The sequence below is a fragment of the Patescibacteria group bacterium genome, from assembly GCA_035529375.1.
Lineage (GTDB): Bacteria > Patescibacteriota > Microgenomatia > PFEM01 > JAHIFH01 > DATKWU01.
In genome coordinates this window covers 50,314-69,849 of the sequence record DATKWU010000017.1, presented here as the reverse complement: position 1 = coordinate 69,849, position 19,536 = coordinate 50,314, and the positions used below count along the sequence as shown (strand labels likewise).

At 39.6% G+C, this 19,536-nt stretch carries 18 protein-coding genes and 1 tRNA gene; 3 read left to right on the top strand and 16 right to left on the bottom strand.

Going from position 1 to position 19,536, the window contains the following annotated elements; all coding sequences use genetic code 11:
• A partial coding sequence (lexA, locus tag VMY36_03955) for a transcriptional repressor LexA (GenBank protein ID HUV43023.1) occupies nucleotides 1-573 on the top strand: 573 nt, incomplete at its 5' end.
• On the opposite strand, the gene VMY36_03950 is transcribed toward lexA, so the two are convergent.
• From VMY36_03950 to ruvC, 15 genes are read right to left on the bottom strand one after another with little or no spacing between them, the layout of a single operon-like run.
• Nucleotides 570-1,196: a VTT domain-containing protein gene (locus VMY36_03950; protein ID HUV43022.1), complete on the bottom strand. Its 627-nt coding sequence runs from the start codon at nucleotides 1,194-1,196 to the stop codon at nucleotides 570-572. The genes lexA and VMY36_03950 overlap by 4 nt on opposite strands.
• Nucleotides 1,197-1,201: 5 nt before the next feature.
• On the bottom strand, nucleotides 1,202-1,441 hold the full coding sequence (locus tag VMY36_03945) for a 4Fe-4S dicluster domain-containing protein (GenBank protein ID HUV43021.1): 240 nt from the start codon (nucleotides 1,439-1,441) through the stop codon (nucleotides 1,202-1,204).
• On the bottom strand, nucleotides 1,438-1,824 hold the full coding sequence (locus VMY36_03940; GenBank protein HUV43020.1) for a 2-oxoacid:acceptor oxidoreductase family protein: 387 nt from the start codon (nucleotides 1,822-1,824) through the stop codon (nucleotides 1,438-1,440). Before VMY36_03940 ends, VMY36_03945 begins: the two co-directional genes overlap by 4 nt.
• Nucleotides 1,824-2,543 (bottom strand): thiamine pyrophosphate-dependent enzyme, encoded by a 720-nt coding sequence (locus VMY36_03935; protein ID HUV43019.1) that lies wholly within the window; start codon nucleotides 2,541-2,543, stop codon nucleotides 1,824-1,826. Before VMY36_03935 ends, VMY36_03940 begins: the two co-directional genes overlap by 1 nt.
• A complete protein-coding gene (locus tag VMY36_03930) occupies nucleotides 2,518-3,537 on the bottom strand; it encodes a ferredoxin oxidoreductase (protein HUV43018.1) in 1,020 nt (339 codons plus the stop codon). The genes VMY36_03935 and VMY36_03930 overlap by 26 nt, the downstream gene beginning before the upstream one ends.
• Nucleotide 3,538: 1 nt before the next feature.
• Entirely contained in the window at nucleotides 3,539-5,272 is a 1,734-nt protein-coding gene (gene acsA / locus VMY36_03925) for an acetate--CoA ligase (protein ID HUV43017.1), read from the bottom strand.
• Nucleotides 5,269-6,918: a 2,3-bisphosphoglycerate-independent phosphoglycerate mutase gene (gene gpmI, locus VMY36_03920; protein HUV43016.1), complete on the bottom strand. Its 1,650-nt coding sequence runs from the start codon at nucleotides 6,916-6,918 to the stop codon at nucleotides 5,269-5,271. Before gpmI ends, acsA begins: the two co-directional genes overlap by 4 nt.
• Entirely contained in the window at nucleotides 6,915-8,168 is a 1,254-nt protein-coding gene (eno, locus tag VMY36_03915) for a phosphopyruvate hydratase (GenBank protein HUV43015.1), read from the bottom strand. Before eno ends, gpmI begins: the two co-directional genes overlap by 4 nt.
• Nucleotides 8,161-10,452 carry a phosphoenolpyruvate synthase gene (ppsA, locus tag VMY36_03910; GenBank protein HUV43014.1) on the bottom strand — a complete coding sequence of 764 codons (2,292 nt, stop codon included), beginning with the start codon at nucleotides 10,450-10,452 and terminating at the stop codon, nucleotides 8,161-8,163. The genes eno and ppsA overlap by 8 nt, the downstream gene beginning before the upstream one ends.
• A 13-nt stretch (nucleotides 10,453-10,465) precedes the next feature.
• Complete coding sequence (locus tag VMY36_03905; protein ID HUV43013.1) at nucleotides 10,466-11,542, bottom strand: SIS domain-containing protein; 1,077 nt, start codon at nucleotides 11,540-11,542, stop codon at nucleotides 10,466-10,468.
• A gap of 17 nt (nucleotides 11,543-11,559) precedes the next feature.
• Nucleotides 11,560-12,897 carry a hypothetical protein gene (locus tag VMY36_03900; GenBank protein ID HUV43012.1) on the bottom strand — a complete coding sequence of 446 codons (1,338 nt, stop codon included), beginning with the start codon at nucleotides 12,895-12,897 and terminating at the stop codon, nucleotides 11,560-11,562.
• 9 nt (nucleotides 12,898-12,906) lie between these two features.
• Entirely contained in the window at nucleotides 12,907-13,581 is a 675-nt protein-coding gene (locus VMY36_03895; GenBank protein ID HUV43011.1) for a hypothetical protein, read from the bottom strand.
• On the bottom strand, nucleotides 13,562-13,945 hold the full coding sequence (locus VMY36_03890; protein ID HUV43010.1) for a putative metallopeptidase: 384 nt from the start codon (nucleotides 13,943-13,945) through the stop codon (nucleotides 13,562-13,564). Before VMY36_03890 ends, VMY36_03895 begins: the two co-directional genes overlap by 20 nt.
• Nucleotide 13,946: 1 nt before the next feature.
• Nucleotides 13,947-14,195, bottom strand: coding sequence for a translation elongation factor-like protein (locus VMY36_03885; protein ID HUV43009.1), 249 nt, complete (start codon nucleotides 14,193-14,195; stop codon nucleotides 13,947-13,949).
• Nucleotides 14,196-14,234: 39 nt separating this feature from the next.
• Nucleotides 14,235-14,711, bottom strand: coding sequence for a crossover junction endodeoxyribonuclease RuvC (ruvC, locus tag VMY36_03880; GenBank protein ID HUV43008.1), 477 nt, complete (start codon nucleotides 14,709-14,711; stop codon nucleotides 14,235-14,237).
• Nucleotides 14,712-14,767: 56 nt separating this feature from the next.
• Between ruvC and VMY36_03875 the strand changes: the two genes are divergently transcribed.
• Nucleotides 14,768-14,839: transfer RNA gene (locus VMY36_03875), tRNA-Lys, on the top strand.
• A 1,668-nt stretch (nucleotides 14,840-16,507) separates the two neighbouring features.
• Here the strand turns inward: VMY36_03875 and VMY36_03870 are convergent.
• A complete protein-coding gene (locus tag VMY36_03870) occupies nucleotides 16,508-16,642 on the bottom strand; it encodes a hypothetical protein (GenBank protein ID HUV43007.1) in 135 nt (44 codons plus the stop codon).
• Between the two features lie 186 nt (nucleotides 16,643-16,828).
• Here VMY36_03870 and VMY36_03865 point away from each other — a divergent pair, with 186 nt between their 5' ends.
• The gene (locus tag VMY36_03865) at nucleotides 16,829-19,480 is read left to right on the top strand and encodes a DUF87 domain-containing protein (GenBank protein ID HUV43006.1); all 2,652 of its coding nucleotides are present in this window, start codon (nucleotides 16,829-16,831) and stop codon (nucleotides 19,478-19,480) included.
• Nucleotides 19,481-19,536 lie beyond the last annotated feature (56 nt).

The window sequence follows — 19,536 nt, the reverse complement described above, 5'->3', positions numbered from 1 at the left end:
TTTATTTCCCAATATATTCAGAAAAGTGGTTATTCACCAACTCTAACAGAGATTGCTGAAGCAATTAACGTTTCTTCTTTAGCTACAGTCCATGAACATTTAACGGCTATGGAAAAAAAAGAAGTAATTAAGCGCTATGAAGGTTCGGTTCGGGGAATCGAATTGATTAATAAAAAGCTTGGTCAACTAACTAAAGGAATTGAATTACCGATTATGGGTTTTATTGCCGCTGGTAAGCCAATTGAACCTTTTACTGATCCCAACGCTTCGGTTCATGTCTCCCCTTCTCTCTTAACCGGTAAAAAGCGGGCTTTTGTTCTTCAGGTTAAAGGTGAATCAATGATTGATGAAGGTATTCTGGATGGTGATTATGTGGTTATTGAAGAACAAGAAACGGCTAAAAACGGCGATATTGTAGTAGCTTTGTTGGAAAATGGTTTTGCCACTCTTAAACGTTTTTTTAAGGAAGCGACTCGGGTCCGTTTAGAACCGGCTAATGCCACCATGTCGCCTATCTTTGCAAAGAAAGTTATGATTCAAGGGAAAGTGGTGGGAATTATTAGAAGGTTTTAAAACTTCCCTATTCTTTCTTTGACTTTTGCCCAAACTGGTTGACGATAATCCCGCCAAAAATGAATTGCTCCTGGTAAGATGGTAACAAAAATTACAGCTAAGATAATGAATAGAAAATATTGGTCTATGTTTGGAATAGTGTTACCAAGAATATAGCCAGCTAATGAAGTAATTAAAACCCAAAAAATTCCTCCGAAGACATTAAAACTTAGAAAGCGAAAATAATCCATTCCGCCCACGCCAGCGACAATTGGAGCAAAGGTCCGGACAAAAGGCAGAAATCGAGCCAGAATAATAGTTTTACCACCGTGTTTTTTGTAAAATTCATTGGCTTTAATAATATTTTTTTTATGAAAAAGCAAGGAATCTTCCCTTTTGAAGATTCTTGGTCCGGTTTCCCTACCAAACCAATAACCAACCGTATCGCCTAAGATAGCCGCCACCATGGCAACTAAAAGTAAGAGTTTGATGTCTAAAAAACCACGCGAAGCGAGAAGCCCGGCGGTAATTAAAAGACTGTCACCCGGAAAGAAAAAGCCAAAAAGCAAACCTGATTCAGCAAAAACAATAAAAAACAGACCTAGATAACCAGTCGTTAAAATTAGGTGTTCTAAATTAAGCATGGTGATTAGTCTTTATCGACCCTGATCGCTCGTTCGGGACAATTAACTTCACAAGTTTGACACAAATTACATTTATTGGCAAGGACTTTGGGGATTGGTTGATTAGCAATGCCTTTATCTTGACCAAAAATTAAAGCCTGATTCGGACATTTGAGCAAACAAATACCACAACCCTTACACAGACCTTTAAAAACAGTCCAATTACCTTTTCTAACTTCAGTTGATTTGGGTTGAAAATCCTTCATTTTTTCAGTTTATTTCCTAAGATTTTTTCGGTAATTGTTTTAAGGGTAGTCGGTTTAATAATTTTAGTTTCTTTAACCAGTTCTTCTAACAAGGCAATGTTCAAGCTGTTTTTTAAAAGTTTGGTTTGCTTGCCTTGGTAGTTTTTAACTCGGGGCATGACTTTTTCGGTAAGAATCGCCAGAACATCAGCGGTTTTGAATTTGGGATAGGCAATTGGCTTTGAATCAATAATCACGAAGGCAATTGAAAAACCACCTCTTTGTTCCACACCAAAATTAGGAATATAGGTAACTTCTTGACCTTCAGTAAAGGCTGATTGAGCCAGAATTTTGGCAGCTGTTTGGACTCCTTGACCGCCCTCACCGGCCATTAAGATTTTCATTAAATTTCTCCTAGTTTAAAAAGTTTTTCTAATTCTTCCATTCTTTTAATCGTTTCTCTCGCCTTAGTTCGCCAATTAGTCGGACAAGCAGCCAAAGCTTCAACAAGCGAGAAATTTCCCTTTAACTGAGTTTCAATGGCTTTTTTTAAATAATTTTTAAGAACCAGGGGTTGGTTGCTGGTTCCCCGAGCCAGGTAAGCTTCTTTGTCTTTTACCCAAGAAAGAACCTCTGGACCGTGAAGAGTTTTTCCTAGAACCTTATTATTTTTGCCTGTTGGCGTGGTAGTCGTAATCTCGCCCTCAACCGTGGTCGGTGCCATCTGACCGCCGGTCATGGCGTAAAGAGTGTTGTTGACCACGATGGTAGTGATTGGATTATTCCTTAAGCAAGCGGTGAGAGTGTGTTGTAAGCCAATGGCATAAGCGCCGCCATCACCCACATAGGCAATCACAATCTTTTGGGGATCAGCTAATTTAAAACCGACTGCCGTGGGGATGGTTCGACCATGATGAGTTTGAGTCGAGGCGAGATCAAAAAAATCCCAGGCTAAAAGGGAACAACCAATATCAACCATAAAAACTGTTTTTTCGGCAATGCCTAATTCATCAATCACCTGACCCAACATATTCAAAACAATTGAATGGCCGCATCCAGGGCAGAATTTATGGGGTTTTGATTCAACCTTAAAACAATTAGGAAATTTTGGCGATTTCTTCATAAATCTCCTCTGGGGCAAAACCCATAGCTGGTTTGTAATATTCAATTAAAGGAAAAGGAATCTTAACTTCATCTTTCAAAAGATTGGCTAATTGACCTTCGGCCGACTCTAAAACAACAATTTTTTCGGCGTTTTCTAAAGCTTGAATGGCGGCTTGAGCAGGAAAAGGTCTCAAGGTAATGGGTCGAAAAAGACCGATCGGAATCTTGTCTTTTCGAAGTAAATCAACTGCGGCTTTGGTGGCAGCCGCGACAATCCCGTGAGCGATGAGAATGATTTTGGCACCTTCTAGTTGGTAATTTTCGTGCTCTTCGATTTGAGAACGAACTTTTTGATATTCTTGGCGATAATTATCAATAATCGCTCCAATCTCTTCTTCAAGGTTATAGCAATTTCTGAGATTAACATTCTTTTTCAAAATAGGCTCGGTCAGTAATTGTTTATTCTTTTCTTCCATTTCCACAAGACCCATCATTTTTCCCTGATAGCCGTCAGCTAAAATAAAAGTCGGCCAGCGATATTGCCAGGCAGTCTCAAAAGCTTTAAAAGTATAATCATAGAGTTCCTGGAGATTGGCGGTTGAATAAACCACCCTAAAGCCTTCACCATTACCGCCAAAACAAGTTAGTCTGACTTCCTCTTGAGAGTAAATGACAGTTGAAGTAGAAAGACCACCTCTTTGCATAATCATGGCTACAGTTGGAATTCTTAAGGCTTCAGCCATGGAAAAAGCATCTTGCATTAAAACATTACCTGGACCAGCCGTGGCCGTAAAGGCTGGTATACCGGCCAAACAAGCGCCAATGGTGCCAAAACCAGCGGCCATTTCATCTTCAGCTTGAAGATAGGAAAGATTTTTATTTTCAGAACAAAAATCAGTCCATTTTTCCAAGATTTCAGAAGCTGGTGTAATTGGATAACCAAACATCACTTTAGCCCCAGCTTCTTTAGCTGCTTGAGCTAAAACATAATTACCCATTAGGAATTGTTTCATTTTAAAATTCCTCCAAAGTAGAAACATCACCTGTTGGTAAATCTAATTCTTTGGCTTTGAGTAAGCGTCTAACAATCTTACCTGACCTAGTTTTGGGAAGTCTGTCCATGAACTCAATTTCTCTTGGATAGGCGTGACCAGCCAATTCTTTCCTAACAAAGCTCTGGATAGCCTTTTTAAGGCTCTCAGAGCCCCTGTGGCCGGGTTTTAGACTAATAAAGGCCTTGATTATCTCGCCCCGAAGAGGATCAGGTTTACCAATGACACCAGCTTCAGCTACAGCTGGATGAGCGACTAAAGCTGATTCAACCTCAAAAGGACCGACTCTTTCACCTGAGGTTTTAATAACATCATCAGCTCGACCGACAAACCAGAAATAGTCATCTTTATCTTTATAGGCTAAATCACCACTAAGGTACCAACCATTGATAAAATAGCTCTTATATTTCTTGGGTCGGTGCCAAACCTTGGCCATCATTGAAGGCCAAGGTGGTTTGATAGCTAAATTGCCGATTTTCTTAGTATCTATTTTCTTGCCTTGGTCGTTGACAATAGCGGCTTTTATTCCAGGGACGGGCTTGCCCATTGAGCCTGGTTTAATTGGGAGACTAGGATAATTAGCAATCAGAATACCTCCGGTTTCGGTTTGCCACCAATTATCATGAAAGGGCAAACCAAAGGCTTTTAAACCCCAGTAGACCGCTTCTGGGTTTAGAGGCTCGCCTACTGAAGCTAAATGACGAAGAGAAGATAAATCATATTTTTTAACAATTTTTGTATCTTTAGCCGCTAACATTCGAATGGCAGTGGGGGCAGTGTACCAAACAGTCACTTTATAATCTTGAATAAGTTGATACCATTGAGCTGGATCAAAACGACCTTCATAAACCAGAGTCGAAGCTCCATTTGACCACGAACCTAAGATTTCATAGGCAATACCAGTGACCCAGCCAGGGTCAGCCGTGCACCAATAAACGTCATTCTCTTTTAAATCTAAAACCCATTTGGCGGTCAGGTGTTCCTGAAGAATGGCAAGATGGCGGTGAACGACACCCTTAGGCTTGCCGGTTGTGCCTGAAGTGTAAAGCATGAAAGCCGGTTCACTTGGGTCCATACGAGCACATCTTAATTTATTGGAAGCCTTTTTGATTAATTCGGAGAGAGGATATTTGCCTTTTTTTTGTTTAGTCTCGGTATCGATCAGAAGAATTTTTTTAAGACTGGTTTGCTTTTCGATTTTCGCCACCCGTTGGTAAAGTTCTTTGTTGGTGACCAAAACTTTGGCGTCAGAGTTTTGAAGACGATCAAGTAGGGCTTGGGGTCCAAAAGCCGAGAAAAGAGTACCAGCAATGGCGCCAATTTTCAAGGTGCCTAAAAAACCAAAGTAAAGTTCGGGAACGCGGGGCAGAAAGAAAAAAACTCGTTCGCCTTTTTTAACTCCTAGTTTCTTGAGAACATTACCAAACTGGTTTGACAATTGGCTTAATTCTCTAAAAGTATATTTTTGTTTTTGACCGTTTTCTCCTTGCCAATAAAGAGCGACTTTATTTTTTCTCGGTCCTTCCAGATGACGATCAACCGCATTGTAGGCGGCATTTAATTTCTTTTGAGGGAACCATTCAAGTTCTTTTTCGGCTTCTTGCCAACCAAAATGATTATAGGTTTTTTGGTAATCAACCAAATTAGGTTTGACTTTCAGTTTCTTTTGTTTAACGCTAATGATTTTTTGTTTCATAATATTTTGAGCAAATTCCTGCCAGTCATCAAGCCAGGTTTTTCAATTTGCAAAAGTTCGAGAATGGTGGGAGCGATATCAGCTAAAATACCTCTGGGTAAAACTCGACCGCCTTGATTAAACTTCTTATGGAGAACAATGAAAGGGACCGGGTTGGTGGAGTGTTTTGTGTCCGGTTTGTTTGTTTCCAAATCAATCATTTCTTCTACGTTACCATGGTCGGCAGTGATTAAACAAACACCATCAAGATTGAAGACTGTTTGGGCAACTTTGCCAATGCAATCATCAACTACTTCACAGGCTTTAATCCCGGCCTCTAAAACACCAGTATGACCAACCATATCAGGATTGGCGTAATTGACGATAATAAAATCATAAAAGCCAGTTTTAATTCTCTTCAGTAGTTCTTCGGTGACTCCATAGGCAGACATTTCTGGTTGAAGATCATAGGTTTTGACTTTAGGCGAAGGAATCTCTGCTCGATCTTCACCTAAAAATGGTCTTTCGCGTCGGCCGTTAAAGAAATAAGTAACGTGGCGTTCCTTTTCTGTCTCAGCCAGATGAAATTGTCTTAAGTTTTTTTCGGCTAAGACTCGACCAAGCGGCATTTTGACCTTTTCAGGAATAAAAGCAACTTTAACCGGCATATCGGGTTCATATTCAGTCATGGTCACAAAAAAAAGATTCTGGAGGATTTTTTTTCTTTGAAAAGTGGTTGTTTTTGTTTGAGACGGATGATATTGCTTAATACCATATCTTTCTGCATAAGGGTCAAAAGCAGTTTTTTCGATTACCAATCTTTCAAAATCAGGCAGAACAAAAGCTCTAGTTAATTGACGAGGTCGATCAATTCGAAAATTAAAGAAGATAACGCTATCGTTGTCTTTAATAAAATTAGTTTTGTTTTCATCTAAAACCAGAAACGGTTCAATGAATTCATCAGTTTTATCAGCTTGGTAGGAAGCATTAATGCCTTCAATGGCTGATTTGAATTTGGCTCCTTCTCCCAGAACAAGAGCGTTGTAGGCTTTTTCCGTTCTTTGCCAACGTTGATCACGATCCATGGCAAAATAGCGGCCCATGATTGAAGCAATTTTACCGATGCCAATTTTTTCTATTTCTGCCTGAAGCTGGTTAATATAAATTGGGGCAGCGGTTGGTGGTGAATCACGACCATCAGTGAAAAGATGAAGATAAACTTGATTAAGATTCTGATTTTTAGCTAATTTAAGAAGGGCGAAGATATGAGCCATACTGGAATGGACACCACCTGCTCCCAGCAAACCCATCAAGTGGAGTTGAGAACTTTGTTTTTTGACATGATCGACTGTCTCGAAAAAAGCAGGGTTAGTAAAAAAGGAACCATCAGTAATGGAAAGATTAATTACAGGTAATTCCTGAAAAACAATCCCACCAGCACCAATATTTAAATGGCCTGTTTCTGAATTACCATCATCATCTTTAGGCAGACCAACCATTTCTCCGGAAGCATCTAATAAAGTTCGGGGATAGACCGCCCAAAAACGATCAAAGTTAGGCGTCTTGGCCAAGGCGATCGCGTTACCTCTAGTTTCAGCAGTCATTCCCCAACCATCCATAATAATTAAAACGACTGACTTTGGTCTGGTTGATTTAAAACCATTCATTTTTCTTTAATCTCACTTTCAATTGCTAATAAACGATTATATTTAGCCACTCTTTCGCCTCGGGCCGGTGAACCAAATTTAGTAAAATCAGCGTTAACCCCAACCGCAAAATCGGCAATAAAATCTTCGTTGGTTTCACCGCTTCGATGAGAAACAATAATTTTCCATCCAGCTTCACGGGCTTCCATAATAACGTAGATTGTTTCTGATATCGTCCCAATTTGATTAGGTTTAACCAAAATACCATTACAAGCTTTCTTTTTAATCGCTTCTCTCACTCGTTCTTTGTTAGTAGCTAAAAGATCATCGCCCACAATGATTGTTTTAGTAAGGGATTGGGTGATTTTAATCCAACCTTCCCAATCATCTTCATAAAAACCATCCTCTAGAGAAAACAAAGGATATTGTTGATTAAGTTCTTCGTAAAAGACAACCAAATCGTCAACTTGCATCGGCATCGTGCGGTCTTTTATTTGATATTTGTCGTCTTTGTAAAAGGAGCCAGCCGCTACATCTAAGCCCAGAAAAACGTCACGATTAAGAACATAATCAGCTTGTTTAATGGCACTAACCAAAAGTTCTAAAGCGTCGGCATTGGTGAAGAGATTAGGCGCATAACCACCCTCATCGCCAACACTGTGAATCGCACCATGACTGACTAAAACATCCTCTAGCGTTTGGTAAATTTCTTCGGCCGTTCTTAAAGCCTCACTGTAGGTTTTAGAGGTTGAAGGGATGATGTGAAATTCCTGAAACTCAAGATTACCAGCCCCATGTTTGCCACCATTAATTAAGTTAAAGGTTGGACCAGGCAATTTTTGGGTTTTTTTAAAGCCATAGAGAGAATTAATATACTGGTAGGTGGGTATCTTTTTACTAACAGCCGCGGCTTCGACAATTCCTTGGGAAACGCTAAGAATGGCATTGGCGCCTAACTTAGATTTATTGGGAGTACCATCGAGTTCAATTAAGAACTTGTCTATTTTGATTTGCTCGGTTGCTTCCTTTCCCTTGAGTTTGGGAGCAATAATCGTATTAACATTATTAACAGCGGTTAGAACACCCATACCCTGATACCGTTTAGAATCACCATCTCTGAGTTCAAGTGCCTCATATTTACCTAGAGAAGCACCTGAAGGCACCGAATTAACAGCCTGAGAATCGTCATCGAGGATGACGGTTGTTTCGACAGTAGGATTGCCTCGGGAATCAAGAATTTCTCTGGCTTGGATTGTTTTTATCTTAGCCATCTTTTTTTACTAATCTTTTTTCCGCTTCGTAAACTAATTCCCTGGTTCTTTCAATCGCGTCTGGATTAACGGAAATACTGGTAATTCCCCACTTAATCAGGTTTTCTACCAAATCAGGATAGACTGATGGGGCTTGACCACAAATTGAGCTCGTTATTTTGTTTTTTTGGCAGGTTTTAATCGTTTTTTCCAAAGCCCAACTGACAGCCGGATCTTGTTCATTAAAAGCTTGAGCCAGTTCGGCGCTGTCTCGGTCGACACCTAAAAGAAGCATCGTCAGGTCATTTGAGCCAATGGAAATGCCGTCAATGCCCACTTTGATAAACTCCTCAAGGAGAATCACGTTTGAGGGAATTTCGACCATTAGCCAAAGTTGAAAGCTTGGACTTCTAGATAAATCGTTGGCAACAATAATCTTTTTTACTTTTTGGAGTTCATCTGGTGTTCGAACAAAAGGAATCATTAGCCAAAGGTTATCAAGGCTTCGTTTTTTTCTGACTTGTTTAATAGCCTCTAATTCCATTTCAAAAACAGTTTCATCGCTGATATAACGAAAGGCACCCCGATAGCCTAGTAAAGGGTTTTCTTCTTCTGGTTCGTAGGCTTTACCTCCAGTTAAATTGCGGTATTCATTGGTTTTAAAGTCAGTTGCTCGGTAAACCACTGGTCGAGGATAAAAGGCGTGGCAAATCTGACTGATGTCATCGCTTACTTTATTGATAAAATCTTTTTGCTTTTTATCTTTGATGATCTTTTTAGGGTGAGTGCCAAGCTGGGCCATCATAAATTCGGCTCTTAAAAGGCCAACCCCATCAACATTTCTTGTCGCCATCTTTCCGGCTAATTGGGGTTCGCCTAGATTAACGTAAATTTTAGTAGCTGTTTTTAAGGCTGGTTGGTAAGCTTTTTTTGGTTCTTTTTTAGGTTCAAGCGAAGATTGAGTTTGGTTAAGATAACCGCCTTGATAGATTTCACCATTACTACCATTAACCGTAAAGACTTGACCAGTTTTTAATTTTTTGGTGGCTTCTTTGGCACCAACAACGCAAGGAACACCTAACTCACGACTGACAATGGCGGCGTGGGAAGTTTGACCACCTTTATCAGTAACAATGGCCACCGCTTTTTTCATGGCGGGGACAAAATCAGGCGTAGTCATGGCTGTCACCAAAATTTCACCTGAAGCGATTTTGTTAATCTCTTTAGACGATTTGATAATTTTAGCTGGACCTGAAGCTATGCCTGGACTAGCGGCAATACCTTTGAGAATTGGTTTTCTTTTTACTTCTTCTTCAATTTTTTCTTTTTTCTTTTCTTCTTTAATGGTGGTTACTGGTCTTGTTTGAACAATAAAGAATTTATTTTTGATTAAAACCCATTCGATATCTTGAGGGAAGAAATAATGTTGATGGATTTTTTTACCCAATTTAGCTAACTCAACTATTTGCTTATCATTGAGTTTTCTTTTAGCCTGTAATTTACTGGGAACTTTAGTTTGTTTATTTAAAGTGCCTACTTTAGTTAATTGAACTGTTTGTTTATTAATATCTCGACTAATAATATCTAGATTATTTCTGTTAACAACATAGTTATCAGGAATTACTTTTCCTTGGACAATTAATTCACCTAGGCCATAGATGGCTTCGATTACAATTCGATTTTTTTCATTGGTAACAGGATTAATGGTAAACATTACCCCAGAAATATCACAACCAATCATTTTTTGAACCACAACCGCGATACCGACTTTAAGGTGATCGAATTTATTTTGCTCCCTGTAGAAAATTGATCTTGGTTCAAACAAAGAGGCCCAACAATCCCTAACTCGATGAACGACGTTGGTTTCGCCTTTAACATTCAAAAAAGTTTCTTGCTGACCAGCAAAAGAAGCGGTTGGTAAATCTTCAGCCGTGGCTGAAGAACGAATTGCCACATAACTGTCTTTAAAAAGACCGCCTAATTTAGCGTAAGCAAAGACTATTTCTTTGGCTAGTTCCTCAGAAATTCTTGCTTTTTCAATCTTAGGTTTAATTATTTTGGAGACTTGATCAACTGTTTCCGGTCTTTCTAAATCGACTAATTGATAGGCTTTTTCTAATTCTTTTTCTAAATTATTTTCTTTAATAAATTGGAAGTAGGCACCTGCGGTAACAATAAAACCATTAGGCACTGGCAGATCAGTTGAAGCCATTTCACCAAGGTTAGCGCCCTTGCCACCAACCAAATTTATATCATCTTTGTCAACTTCATTAAACCAAAGCAGATTTTTGTCTTTTTTCTTCATGGGCAGGTTTTATTCAGGCTTTTTCTAATTCTTTTTTAAAAAAATCAACCCAGGGAATCGTGGCTGGATCAACTTTATTCAAAATTGCTAAATAATAGCTAATAAGACTGCCGAGATAAACGGTTTCAAAAGCTTGAATTACTCTTGTCCTTCCTTTTAAGACAAGGGAATCATAAGGAATTTTGTTTTCCTTGAGAACCTCTTTAGTTACTCTAATTCTTTTCTTAATTTCTTCATCATAGATTTTCGATTCCAAAAACATGACTTTGACGACTTCGCTGTTTTCTTTTGGGAAAGCTAATCCTTCTAGTAAATGGTGGTTTAATTCCGGTAAACTGAATCTAACAGCAAAAGTTTTACTGTTCTCATTAAGCATGTTTTTGAAGGTATGGGCGGCGCCAATCAAATGCTCACCGGAAACGACAATAATAATTTTTTCTTTAAAGTCAACGGCTATCTTTTTAGCCTCATTTTTCGCTGTTGGTGAGTCAATTAATAAATTATCTCTGATCTGATTAAGATAATGAATTACTTCGGTTATCTGGGCTTCGGTTAGGCGAAGAAATTTTAACCTTGAAAGCAAGGCTAGTTGAGCCGTGATCGAATAACCTAGTCCTAATCGAGGCTGGCCAGAAGGATTGTATCTGGATTTAAAGATATAGGCCGGGATTTCTTTGTCTTTGGCTAGTTCAGCTAATCGACCACCGTTGGTAATCGCGAAAAGTTGACATTTTTGCCTGATAGCTTCGTCAAGACAAGACAAAGTCTCTTCAGTATTGCCAGAATAACTTGAGATAATCGCTAAGGTTTCCTGGTTAGCGTAGGCAGGCAGATGGTAACCGTTGATTATTTCCATGGGTACGTCTAAAACTTCAAAATTTAAAGAGTCAATGATTCTTGCTCCTAAAGCCGAACCACCCATGCCGGTAACAATAATATTTTTAACCTCTTTAAACTTTTCTAAAGGGATTTTTATTTTGCTGACTTCCTGCCAGGCTTGTTCCATCTGATCAGGAAAAAGAATAATGGAATTAAAAACTGAGCTTTTATCTAGTTTTCTGATTTCTTTTGGATTATCCAAAGTTTTCATTTTCTTATTTAATCTCTTTATTTAATCTCTTTTTTAACAAATTCAATCCCTTTTTTTGCTAGTTTTTTCACTTGATTCTTGTCTTTAGCCTCAGCAAAAACTCGAAATTCGGGTGCGTTGCTTGAAGGACGGAAAAGAATCCAGGCATTCTTATCAAGCCAAATCTTTAGTCCGTCAATTTCCTCCGTCTTGATACCCTTAAATTCTGCTTTTGCTTTTTTAATTATAACCTGATTAAATCTGCGAGGGCAATCAACCTTCAATCTGTGAACATAAAACCTAGGTAAAGTATCAACCAAACTGCCTAAAGTTCCCTGGTGTTTCTTAAGTAAATTAAGCATTTTGACAGCGGTTGAACCACCATCGCGGCTCATCATGATTTCGGCGGAAATACCACCTCCATTGGCCTCAAACCCAAAAGTGGCCTTATTTTTTTTCATAGCTTCAACGACAAAAGGCGAACCAACCCGAGTCCGAATAACTGGTTTTTTTAAACAATCAACTACTTGGGAAGTGTTTATTGGGGTAACAATCACTGGCGTTTCAGAATCTTGAGCTATTAGAGAGCCAGCATAATCACCAGGAATAAATCTACCTTTTTCATCAATAAAAATTACCCTGTCGCCGTCGTAATCAAAGGCAATCGCCAAATCCGCTTTTTCTCTTTTTACTAATGTTTGCAAGTCTTTTAAAACACCCTCTGTTTCCGTATCTCTTGAGATGAAATCACCCTGAATTGAAGCGTTTATTTCCTTAACCGTAATACCCAGTCTGGTTAATACTTGAGGCATAGTGTCAGACTGACCGCCATTGCCCGGGTCAACAACCACCATTTTCCATTTAGGGTAAGGAACATCAGCTAAATTAATAAGCATTTCCTGGTAGGACTCATCGGCTCTTTCTTCTTCCTCAACCACGGGTTTTTTTCTTTGATACCTAACTTTATTCTTGATTTGATGGTAAATTTCGCTGATTTCCTTTTCGTGTTTTTTGGAGATTTCCTCTTTGAAGGCAAAAAATTTGAGACCATTAAGATCAGCGGCAATATGACTGCCGGTAACCATCACACTACCGGCATAAGGAGCAATTTTTAGAACCCAATTCATCGCCGGGACCGGGACTGTTCCCTGGTCAACTATTTGATGACCAGCGTGATTCAGACCAACTTCAAGAGCCTCTAAGATTCTTGGGCTGGAACCACGGGGATCCATGCCCACGGCCACCGGACCTCTCTGACTATATTTATCAAGAAATTGAGCAAAGGCTCGGCCGATATCAAAACAAAATTGATTGGTAAAAAGCTTCTCGCCTTCGCCTCTAATACCACTTGTACCAAATAAGCTTTGGACAGCCATACTTTCATTCTAGAGAGAAGCTATTAAAAGGTCAAGCTGACCAGCTAAATCCATGGGTGCCTGACCAGTTTTCTGTTGCCAATCAATGTAAAGCAGTTTTCGGTGAATGGTTAAAAGCTCGCCTAATTTAAATTTTTTGGTCTGATTTGCTATTTTTTGGACTTGAAAAGGATGAAGACCAGTTAAGCCTTCCTTATCTAGTTGGTTAGCGATAATCAGATAACGGACTTGCCTAGCAAGCATGTAAAAAACACCTTCGGCTGAAGATTGATTGACGGCTTGTCTTAAAAGCTGAAGAGAAAAACGACTGTTGCCTGGAAGAAAAGAATCAAGGAATTTAAAAATAATTGTTGGTAGTTTAAAAACCTGGACTTTAGCCTTGATTTGTTTTAATTTTGCCTGGCTAAGTTCTTTTTCTTCCCAAATAATCAAGTTTTGGGGATTATTTTTGTTTAAATAATCAATTATTAGTTTTGAAGGTGTTTCGGCCAGTAAATTCTCAATCACGATCAAATTTTCCCTACCTAGAAGTGACTTTGTTTCCAAAACTGTTTGAATTGCTTCCAAATCTACGTTCTTGCCCTCAAAATGAATGATTTCTTTATCCCTGGATTTGGCACTTTCTATTTGAGAGCTTAAAAATTGCCGACTTTCAACCTGATTGTCACCGTGAATAATGAGCATTGATAGCCTTATATAACTTATCTACGGTTCGATTGTCAATTCTTCTTTTTCGGCCGCGGTGAGAAAGGAGGGCGCCAGAAAAGGTTTTGGGGATATGAAGGAGCTCGTGAATCAAAATTTTATCTTGGTCTTTAATAGAAAGATTATCAAACTTTTCAGAAAGAACTTCTAAGCAGTAATGGGGTTTAACTTTGAGGGCTTTTTGCCAGATCCTGGGTAAACTCCAAATTCTGGCCCTGGCTCTTGATTTAGAACCATAACTTCGAAAAACCACGATTTTCTTCGAATCAATATGAGAAAACTGAAGGGCTTTGACTAATTTTTTAACCCTTCGATGAAGTTCGGGGGCTAGTTGCCAATCCATCTTAACCTACTTTATAAAGTTCGTCTCCCTCTTTGACTGACTGGTCAATTTTAAGACCAATCTGATCACCCTTTTTGGCGCTATCAATATTCTCGTGTTCTATTTGCATTGAAGTAATTTCCTGTTCAAATTCATTACTACCAGTGATTTTAACTTTGTCACCCACCTTAATTGAGGCTAGGACATCAACTACGCCCACGCCAATTTTATCGTAATAGTGGGTAATGGTACCTAATTTAGTATTAGCCATTCTGTTTTATGATTCACCCCCTTCCTAAATAATATTCTATCATTTTTTCCTAGTTTCTTGCCAGTGACAAATAGCAACGGCTAGAGCGTCAGCCGCATGAGTTGGTCGAGGAATTTTTCTGACTCGCAAGGCTTTTCTGACTTCAGACTGAACCTGTCTTTTTTCAGCCCGACCATTTTTAGTTAGAGACATTTTTACTTTTAAGGGGGCATACTCAAAAACTTCAATTTTCTTTTTGGCGGCCGCTAATTTAATCACCCCGATAGCTTGGCCAACAGCTGAAGCGGATTTAGCATTAGCATTAAAAAAAAGACTTTCGATGGCTAAAACTTGAGGTTTATGTTTTCGAATGATGGTAGTGGCTTGTTCATAAATCAAATCAAGTCTTTTAGAAGATGAATCTTTATTAGAAGTTTGAATTTTACCGTAATCAACCAATTTGATTTCGGTTCGACTACATTTAATTACCCCAAAACCCGTATCGGCTGTACCTGGATCAATTCCTAAAATGAGCATAGAGTCAGTATAGCACGCTTGTAGGAGACCCACAAATTTGCTAAAATAAGCAACGAGGGCCCGTAGCTCAGCGGTAGAGCACCTGCCTTTTAAGCAGGGTGTCGAAGGTTCGATTCCTTCCGGGCTCACACATTGGGACTAAAGAGGAGCCAAAATCGTCTTTTAGTTCGATAAATGGAGCCAATTTTGGTGTTCCAGAAACCAATTCTTCGTAGGTAGGCGGTTTCTCAAAGATAAGCCCAAAATAATCAGCTCTTTTCAGAGGATTTGAGCCTCCGAGAATCAGTTCTTCCAAGTGTTCCAGAAAGTAACCGACAAACTCCATTACTCGTTCCATATTGACGTCTTTTTCTTTGTTTTCTATTTTGCCTGCTTGGAGGTTTCTAATCTCTTTTTCGGTTTTAACCAGCTCTTCTTCCATGTACTTAATGGCGGTAGCAGACTCAAGGTATTTAATCTTATCAGCGGTTATCTCGGCTAAAGATTTCAGTTCTTTGATTTTCCGGTCTATCTGCTTATTGTCCTTTTGACTGTTTTCCATTTTTTTCTGCCATAAATCAATGACATACTTTTTCAAGTCTTTGACGCACTTTGGTTTGATGCCCAAATTGCTGACAAAACCAGCAATCGTTTCTTCAAATTCCTGCTTTGGCACCCGGAAATAATGGCCCCGCTTATTACAATGATAGGCAGGATAATATTTGCCAAGCCTTCCCCGGGAAGCGCTGCCATATAAAGGTTTTTCGCAAATCGGGCACAAAACATATCTTTTGTAGGGAAATTTGGGATTTCTAACCGATTTGTAAAGCAAATGGTCGGGGGGCTTTTTCTTCCAGAATTCTATCTGGCCGTTTTCTTCGGAAATGATAACCTTGCCTTTATTAGCTTTATTAAAAGTCTCAACCGATACTAAACCCTTAAATTTGGCTTTTACTGGTTTGTCCTTAGTCCATTTTTCAATGTTGACGCCGGCATAAATAGGACTTCGAATATATTTCCAGAGAGCTTTTAAAGACAGCGGGCACTCTCCCGTCTGGCCGATTATTTTGGTTCTGTCTTTAGGGTCGCGGCGATAGCGCCTCCTGGTTTTAAAGCCCAACTTGTTTAGCTTGTCAACAATTTCCTGATCGCTTAAGCTGCTGTTGGCCCGAAGCTCAAACATTCTGATAATCCATTTTGACTCTTTAGGATGGGGTTTTAAGATGACTCTCTTGCCATGAGCGGTTTCCACTTTCTCATTGACATAGCCAAAGGGGGCTTGTCGCACCCGGTAGCCCATTCTCACGTACCTAATCTCGGCGCCAATCATCCTGGTCATGATATCTCTCATTTCGTCTTTGGCCCGCTCTGCTTCCAAAATTTCCGTTTTTTTAGTGGGGTTGTAGACGCTCCAATCGTATTTGATGTTTAAATGCTCTAAAGTGTTTACTTCCTGACTGCTGATAACCCCGTAAATATCAACCAGTTTGACCTCATATTTAACCAGCTGCATTTTAAGATGGTCATAGAGATAAGACCCGCCTCTGGTAAAGCGGTCAATCGATTTGACAATGAATAGCTGGATGTCGTTTTTTGGCTTTTTACAGTAATCAATCGCTTCCTGGACCGGCTGCTCTTCTTTAGAAGCGCTCTCCATGAAGATGAAGAACTTTTTAATCTTGATATTGTGGTTTTCCGCAAACCTTTCGATTTGCTCTTTTTGGTCTTCCGGTGAATCGCCCTGAAGCCCTTGTTTTAAAGAAGAGATTCTGATCGCGGCAACGGCATTTTCAGGTTTTGGCAGGTTACCCATTTGACTATTCCCCAATTAATTTAGCCTTATTCTGCTCTTCGATAATTCTGTCGACGAGGAAGTTGGCAAATATCTTCATCCGGTCCTCTTTTTTACCCTTTTCCTTCTTGTTATTTCTTGAAAATTGCTCTTTACTCATGGATTTTACTCTTAACCTAGCCTCGAATCTTATATCTTTAGTTTATTAACTATCCATATATGGATAGTATAACAAGGGTAAAACAGCTTGTCAAGTAGTAAAAAGAAAAGGGGTTTAGATTCCTTGTTAGATGTAGTATACTAATAAGCAACCTGCCTCATAATCATCCTGCCTGAGGGATAAATTATGAGGATTTTTGGTGAATCAGTAGATTTTTTTAAGAACAGCCTTGTTTTTAGTTCTTTTCTTCAAATCGACTTTTCCTTTAATAAAATCCTAAGACTCCTACCAGTTTCCTTCCTTGGCAACTTACTTATTATCTTAGCCTCAACCTTCATCCTCCTTCTGACTATCTATGCCTTATTAAGATTCCTGCTGATTAGACTAGAGCTAAAGCAAAAGTCTGTCTTGTTCGAGATTAGACCATTAACCGAAACCCTGCAAAGCCCGCTTTCCACCCAGCAGCTTTTTAATCTTATTCATGGTTTGGCCAGACAGCGATCCCTATTTTACAAACTGATGGATAGCTACAAAAACTATGCCTTTGAAATTGTTTCCACCAAAAAAGAGGGTATCAGGTATCTGCTGAGAATTAACGATGAAGACGCAGAATTGGTTAAAAAAAGTCTTCTTTCCTACCTTCCGGGAATTAGTATCAATCGGGTTGGCGACTATTTGCCAAAAAAATTTAAAAACAACCAATTTAAGATTGCTAGCTTTAAACAATCAAACCACTTTGCTTATCCCTTAAAAAATCAAAGACTGCTTCAAGAACACGACCCCATTGCTTATATTACCGGCAGTATGACCAAGCTGGACAGAGACGAACTAATTTCTTTTCAAATCGTTGCTTCTCCGGCCAACAGACGCGATTTAAAACAGGCAAGAACAATCACCGGTCTGATTTCCACCAGAAGCGACTTGCTAACCGGTTTAAAAAACTTGAAATTAAACCAGCAAGCAATCAGCTCATTTAAATTATTGCTGAGATTTATTCTTTATTTATTCCTTATTCCTTTTGGGTTTTTGATATTTTTAGTCACTGGCGGCAAGGAAGGGCCGCTTTTGCATCTTGAGGGATTAAAACATGACAGCAGAGCAGGCGACGCTTACCAAAAGGAACTGGAAGAGATGATCAAAGACAAGCTAGACCAGCAGCTTTTTAAGACTTCTTTGCGTCTGCTGGTTGTCAGTAAAAATCGCCCCAAGCAAAATAAACGGATTAAGGGCTTTGTTTCCGCCCTTTCTTCGTTTAATAATTCCCATTACCAGTCGTTGGTCTCTTTTTTCAACTTTAAACACGGTTTAATTAAACAAACCAAAGCTTATTTGTTTAGAAACAGATTACTTGGTTTATTGGGCAACTCGGTTCTGTCAGCCTCAGAAGTAGCCGATATTTACCATTTGCCCTTTACAATCAAGACTAAAACCGAAGATTTGGTCAAACAGCACAGCAAGCAACTGCCCGCGCCGCTTTCCTTAAAAAAGGCAGATGGCTTTGATGTTGTCTTTGCCAAAAACACTTATGGCGGGACGGACACTAAAATCGGTTTAACCGCAGACGAAAGAAGAAGGCATATTTATATCCTCGGGGCCACCGGCACCGGCAAATCGACTTTGCTTTTGTCGATGATTTTGCAGGATATTAAAAACAAAAAGGGATTATGCGTGATTGACCCTCACGGAGATTTAATCGACCAAATTTTACCTGCCATTCCCCAGGAAAGGGTCAACGACGTTATTTATTTTAACCCGGATGACGTCAGCCACCCGATTGGTCTCAACCTGTTGGAGCTAACACCCGATTTGAACGAAGATGATGCCCTCCGGGAAAAAGAATTTTTGACGGAAAGCATTATTTCCCTGTTTCACAAAATCTATTCGGAAAAGTATTCCGGACCGAGAATGGAATATATCCTAAGAAACACCATCCACACCGCTTTTGCCACCGAAAACCCAACCCTGTTTACGGTTTACAAACTGCTGATTAACACTCCTTACCGCAAAAGGGTTGTCCGAAGTTTGGATGATGAAAACTTGAAAGATTTTTGGCGCTATGAGTTTGCCAAAGCCGGTGATTACCAGAAGGTGAAAATGATTTCGCCGATTACCAATAAGATCGGCCGCTTCCTCTTTTCGCCGACCGCCAAAAGAATTCTAGAGCAGGAAAAATCCAGCATCAACTTTGACGAGATTTTATCTTCCGGAAAAATCCTGCTCTGCAACGTTTCCAAGGGCAGGATTGGTGAAGACTCTTCCGAGGTTTTCGGGATCCTCATCATGACCAAAATCCAGCTGGCGGCTTTAAAAAGAGCCAGAGTAACCGACAAGGAGAGAAAGGACTTTTATCTTTACGTTGATGAGTTTCAGAATTTTGCCACCACCGCTTTTGCGGAAATCCTGTCAGAAGCCAGAAAATACCGCCTGAATGCCATTATGGCTCACCAGACCACTTCTCAGATTGAAGACAGGTCGTTGGTCAACGTTACTCTGGCCAACACCGGGACGGTGATTTGCTTCCGAACCGCCAACCCAGAAGACGAAAAATTGATTCTGCCCCAATTCTCGCCTTACGTCGAAAAAGGGGAAATTGCCAGTCTGCCTTCGTTTAACTTCTATATCAAAATCAGCGCCCTTAATCCGGAAGAGCCTTTTTCTGGAGTGACCACGCCCGTGGTTGCCAGCCTCGACAATCAAAGAACCAATCAAATCATCGAGCGGTCAAGAAAACTTTATACCTTGCCTTATAAAAAACAAGCAGTGAAAAGCAAAGAGATAAACAAAAAGTTACAACCGAAATTAATCACTGAGACTCAAACGGGGAACATCCTGCCCTGAAAATTGTCGTAGCGCTCTACCACAAAAAATCAATGAATTTAGCCTTAAAAATGACG

Excerpts from the sequence above, each read along its gene's own strand:
- VMY36_03870 (HUV43007.1), bottom strand. The coding sequence starts at position 16,642 with ATGAGTAAAGAGCAATTTTCAAGAAATAACAAGAAGGAAAAGGGTAAA.
- gpmI (HUV43016.1), bottom strand. The coding sequence starts at position 6,918 with ATGAATGGTTTTAAATCAACCAGACCAAAGTCAGTCGTTTTAATTATT.
- VMY36_03895 (HUV43011.1), bottom strand. The coding sequence starts at position 13,581 with ATGCTCATTATTCACGGTGACAATCAGGTTGAAAGTCGGCAATTTTTA.
- ppsA (HUV43014.1), bottom strand. The coding sequence starts at position 10,452 with ATGAAGAAAAAAGACAAAAATCTGCTTTGGTTTAATGAAGTTGACAAA.
- VMY36_03930 (HUV43018.1), bottom strand. The coding sequence starts at position 3,537 with ATGAAACAATTCCTAATGGGTAATTATGTTTTAGCTCAAGCAGCTAAA.
- VMY36_03885 (HUV43009.1), bottom strand. The coding sequence starts at position 14,195 with ATGGCTAATACTAAATTAGGTACCATTACCCACTATTACGATAAAATT.
- VMY36_03940 (HUV43020.1), bottom strand. The coding sequence starts at position 1,824 with ATGAAAATCTTAATGGCCGGTGAGGGCGGTCAAGGAGTCCAAACAGCT.
- eno (HUV43015.1), bottom strand. The coding sequence starts at position 8,168 with ATGGCTAAGATAAAAACAATCCAAGCCAGAGAAATTCTTGATTCCCGA.
- VMY36_03890 (HUV43010.1), bottom strand. The coding sequence starts at position 13,945 with ATGGATTGGCAACTAGCCCCCGAACTTCATCGAAGGGTTAAAAAATTA.
- VMY36_03905 (HUV43013.1), bottom strand. The coding sequence starts at position 11,542 with ATGAAAACTTTGGATAATCCAAAAGAAATCAGAAAACTAGATAAAAGC.
- VMY36_03900 (HUV43012.1), bottom strand. The coding sequence starts at position 12,897 with ATGGCTGTCCAAAGCTTATTTGGTACAAGTGGTATTAGAGGCGAAGGC.
- VMY36_03945 (HUV43021.1), bottom strand. The coding sequence starts at position 1,441 with ATGAAGGATTTTCAACCCAAATCAACTGAAGTTAGAAAAGGTAATTGG.
- acsA (HUV43017.1), bottom strand. The coding sequence starts at position 5,272 with ATGAAACAAAAAATCATTAGCGTTAAACAAAAGAAACTGAAAGTCAAA.
- ruvC (HUV43008.1), bottom strand. The coding sequence starts at position 14,711 with ATGCTCATTTTAGGAATTGATCCAGGTACAGCCGATACGGGTTTTGGG.
- VMY36_03935 (HUV43019.1), bottom strand. The coding sequence starts at position 2,543 with ATGAAGAAATCGCCAAAATTTCCTAATTGTTTTAAGGTTGAATCAAAA.
- VMY36_03950 (HUV43022.1), bottom strand. The coding sequence starts at position 1,196 with ATGCTTAATTTAGAACACCTAATTTTAACGACTGGTTATCTAGGTCTG.
- VMY36_03865 (HUV43006.1), top strand. The coding sequence starts at position 16,829 with ATGAGGATTTTTGGTGAATCAGTAGATTTTTTTAAGAACAGCCTTGTT.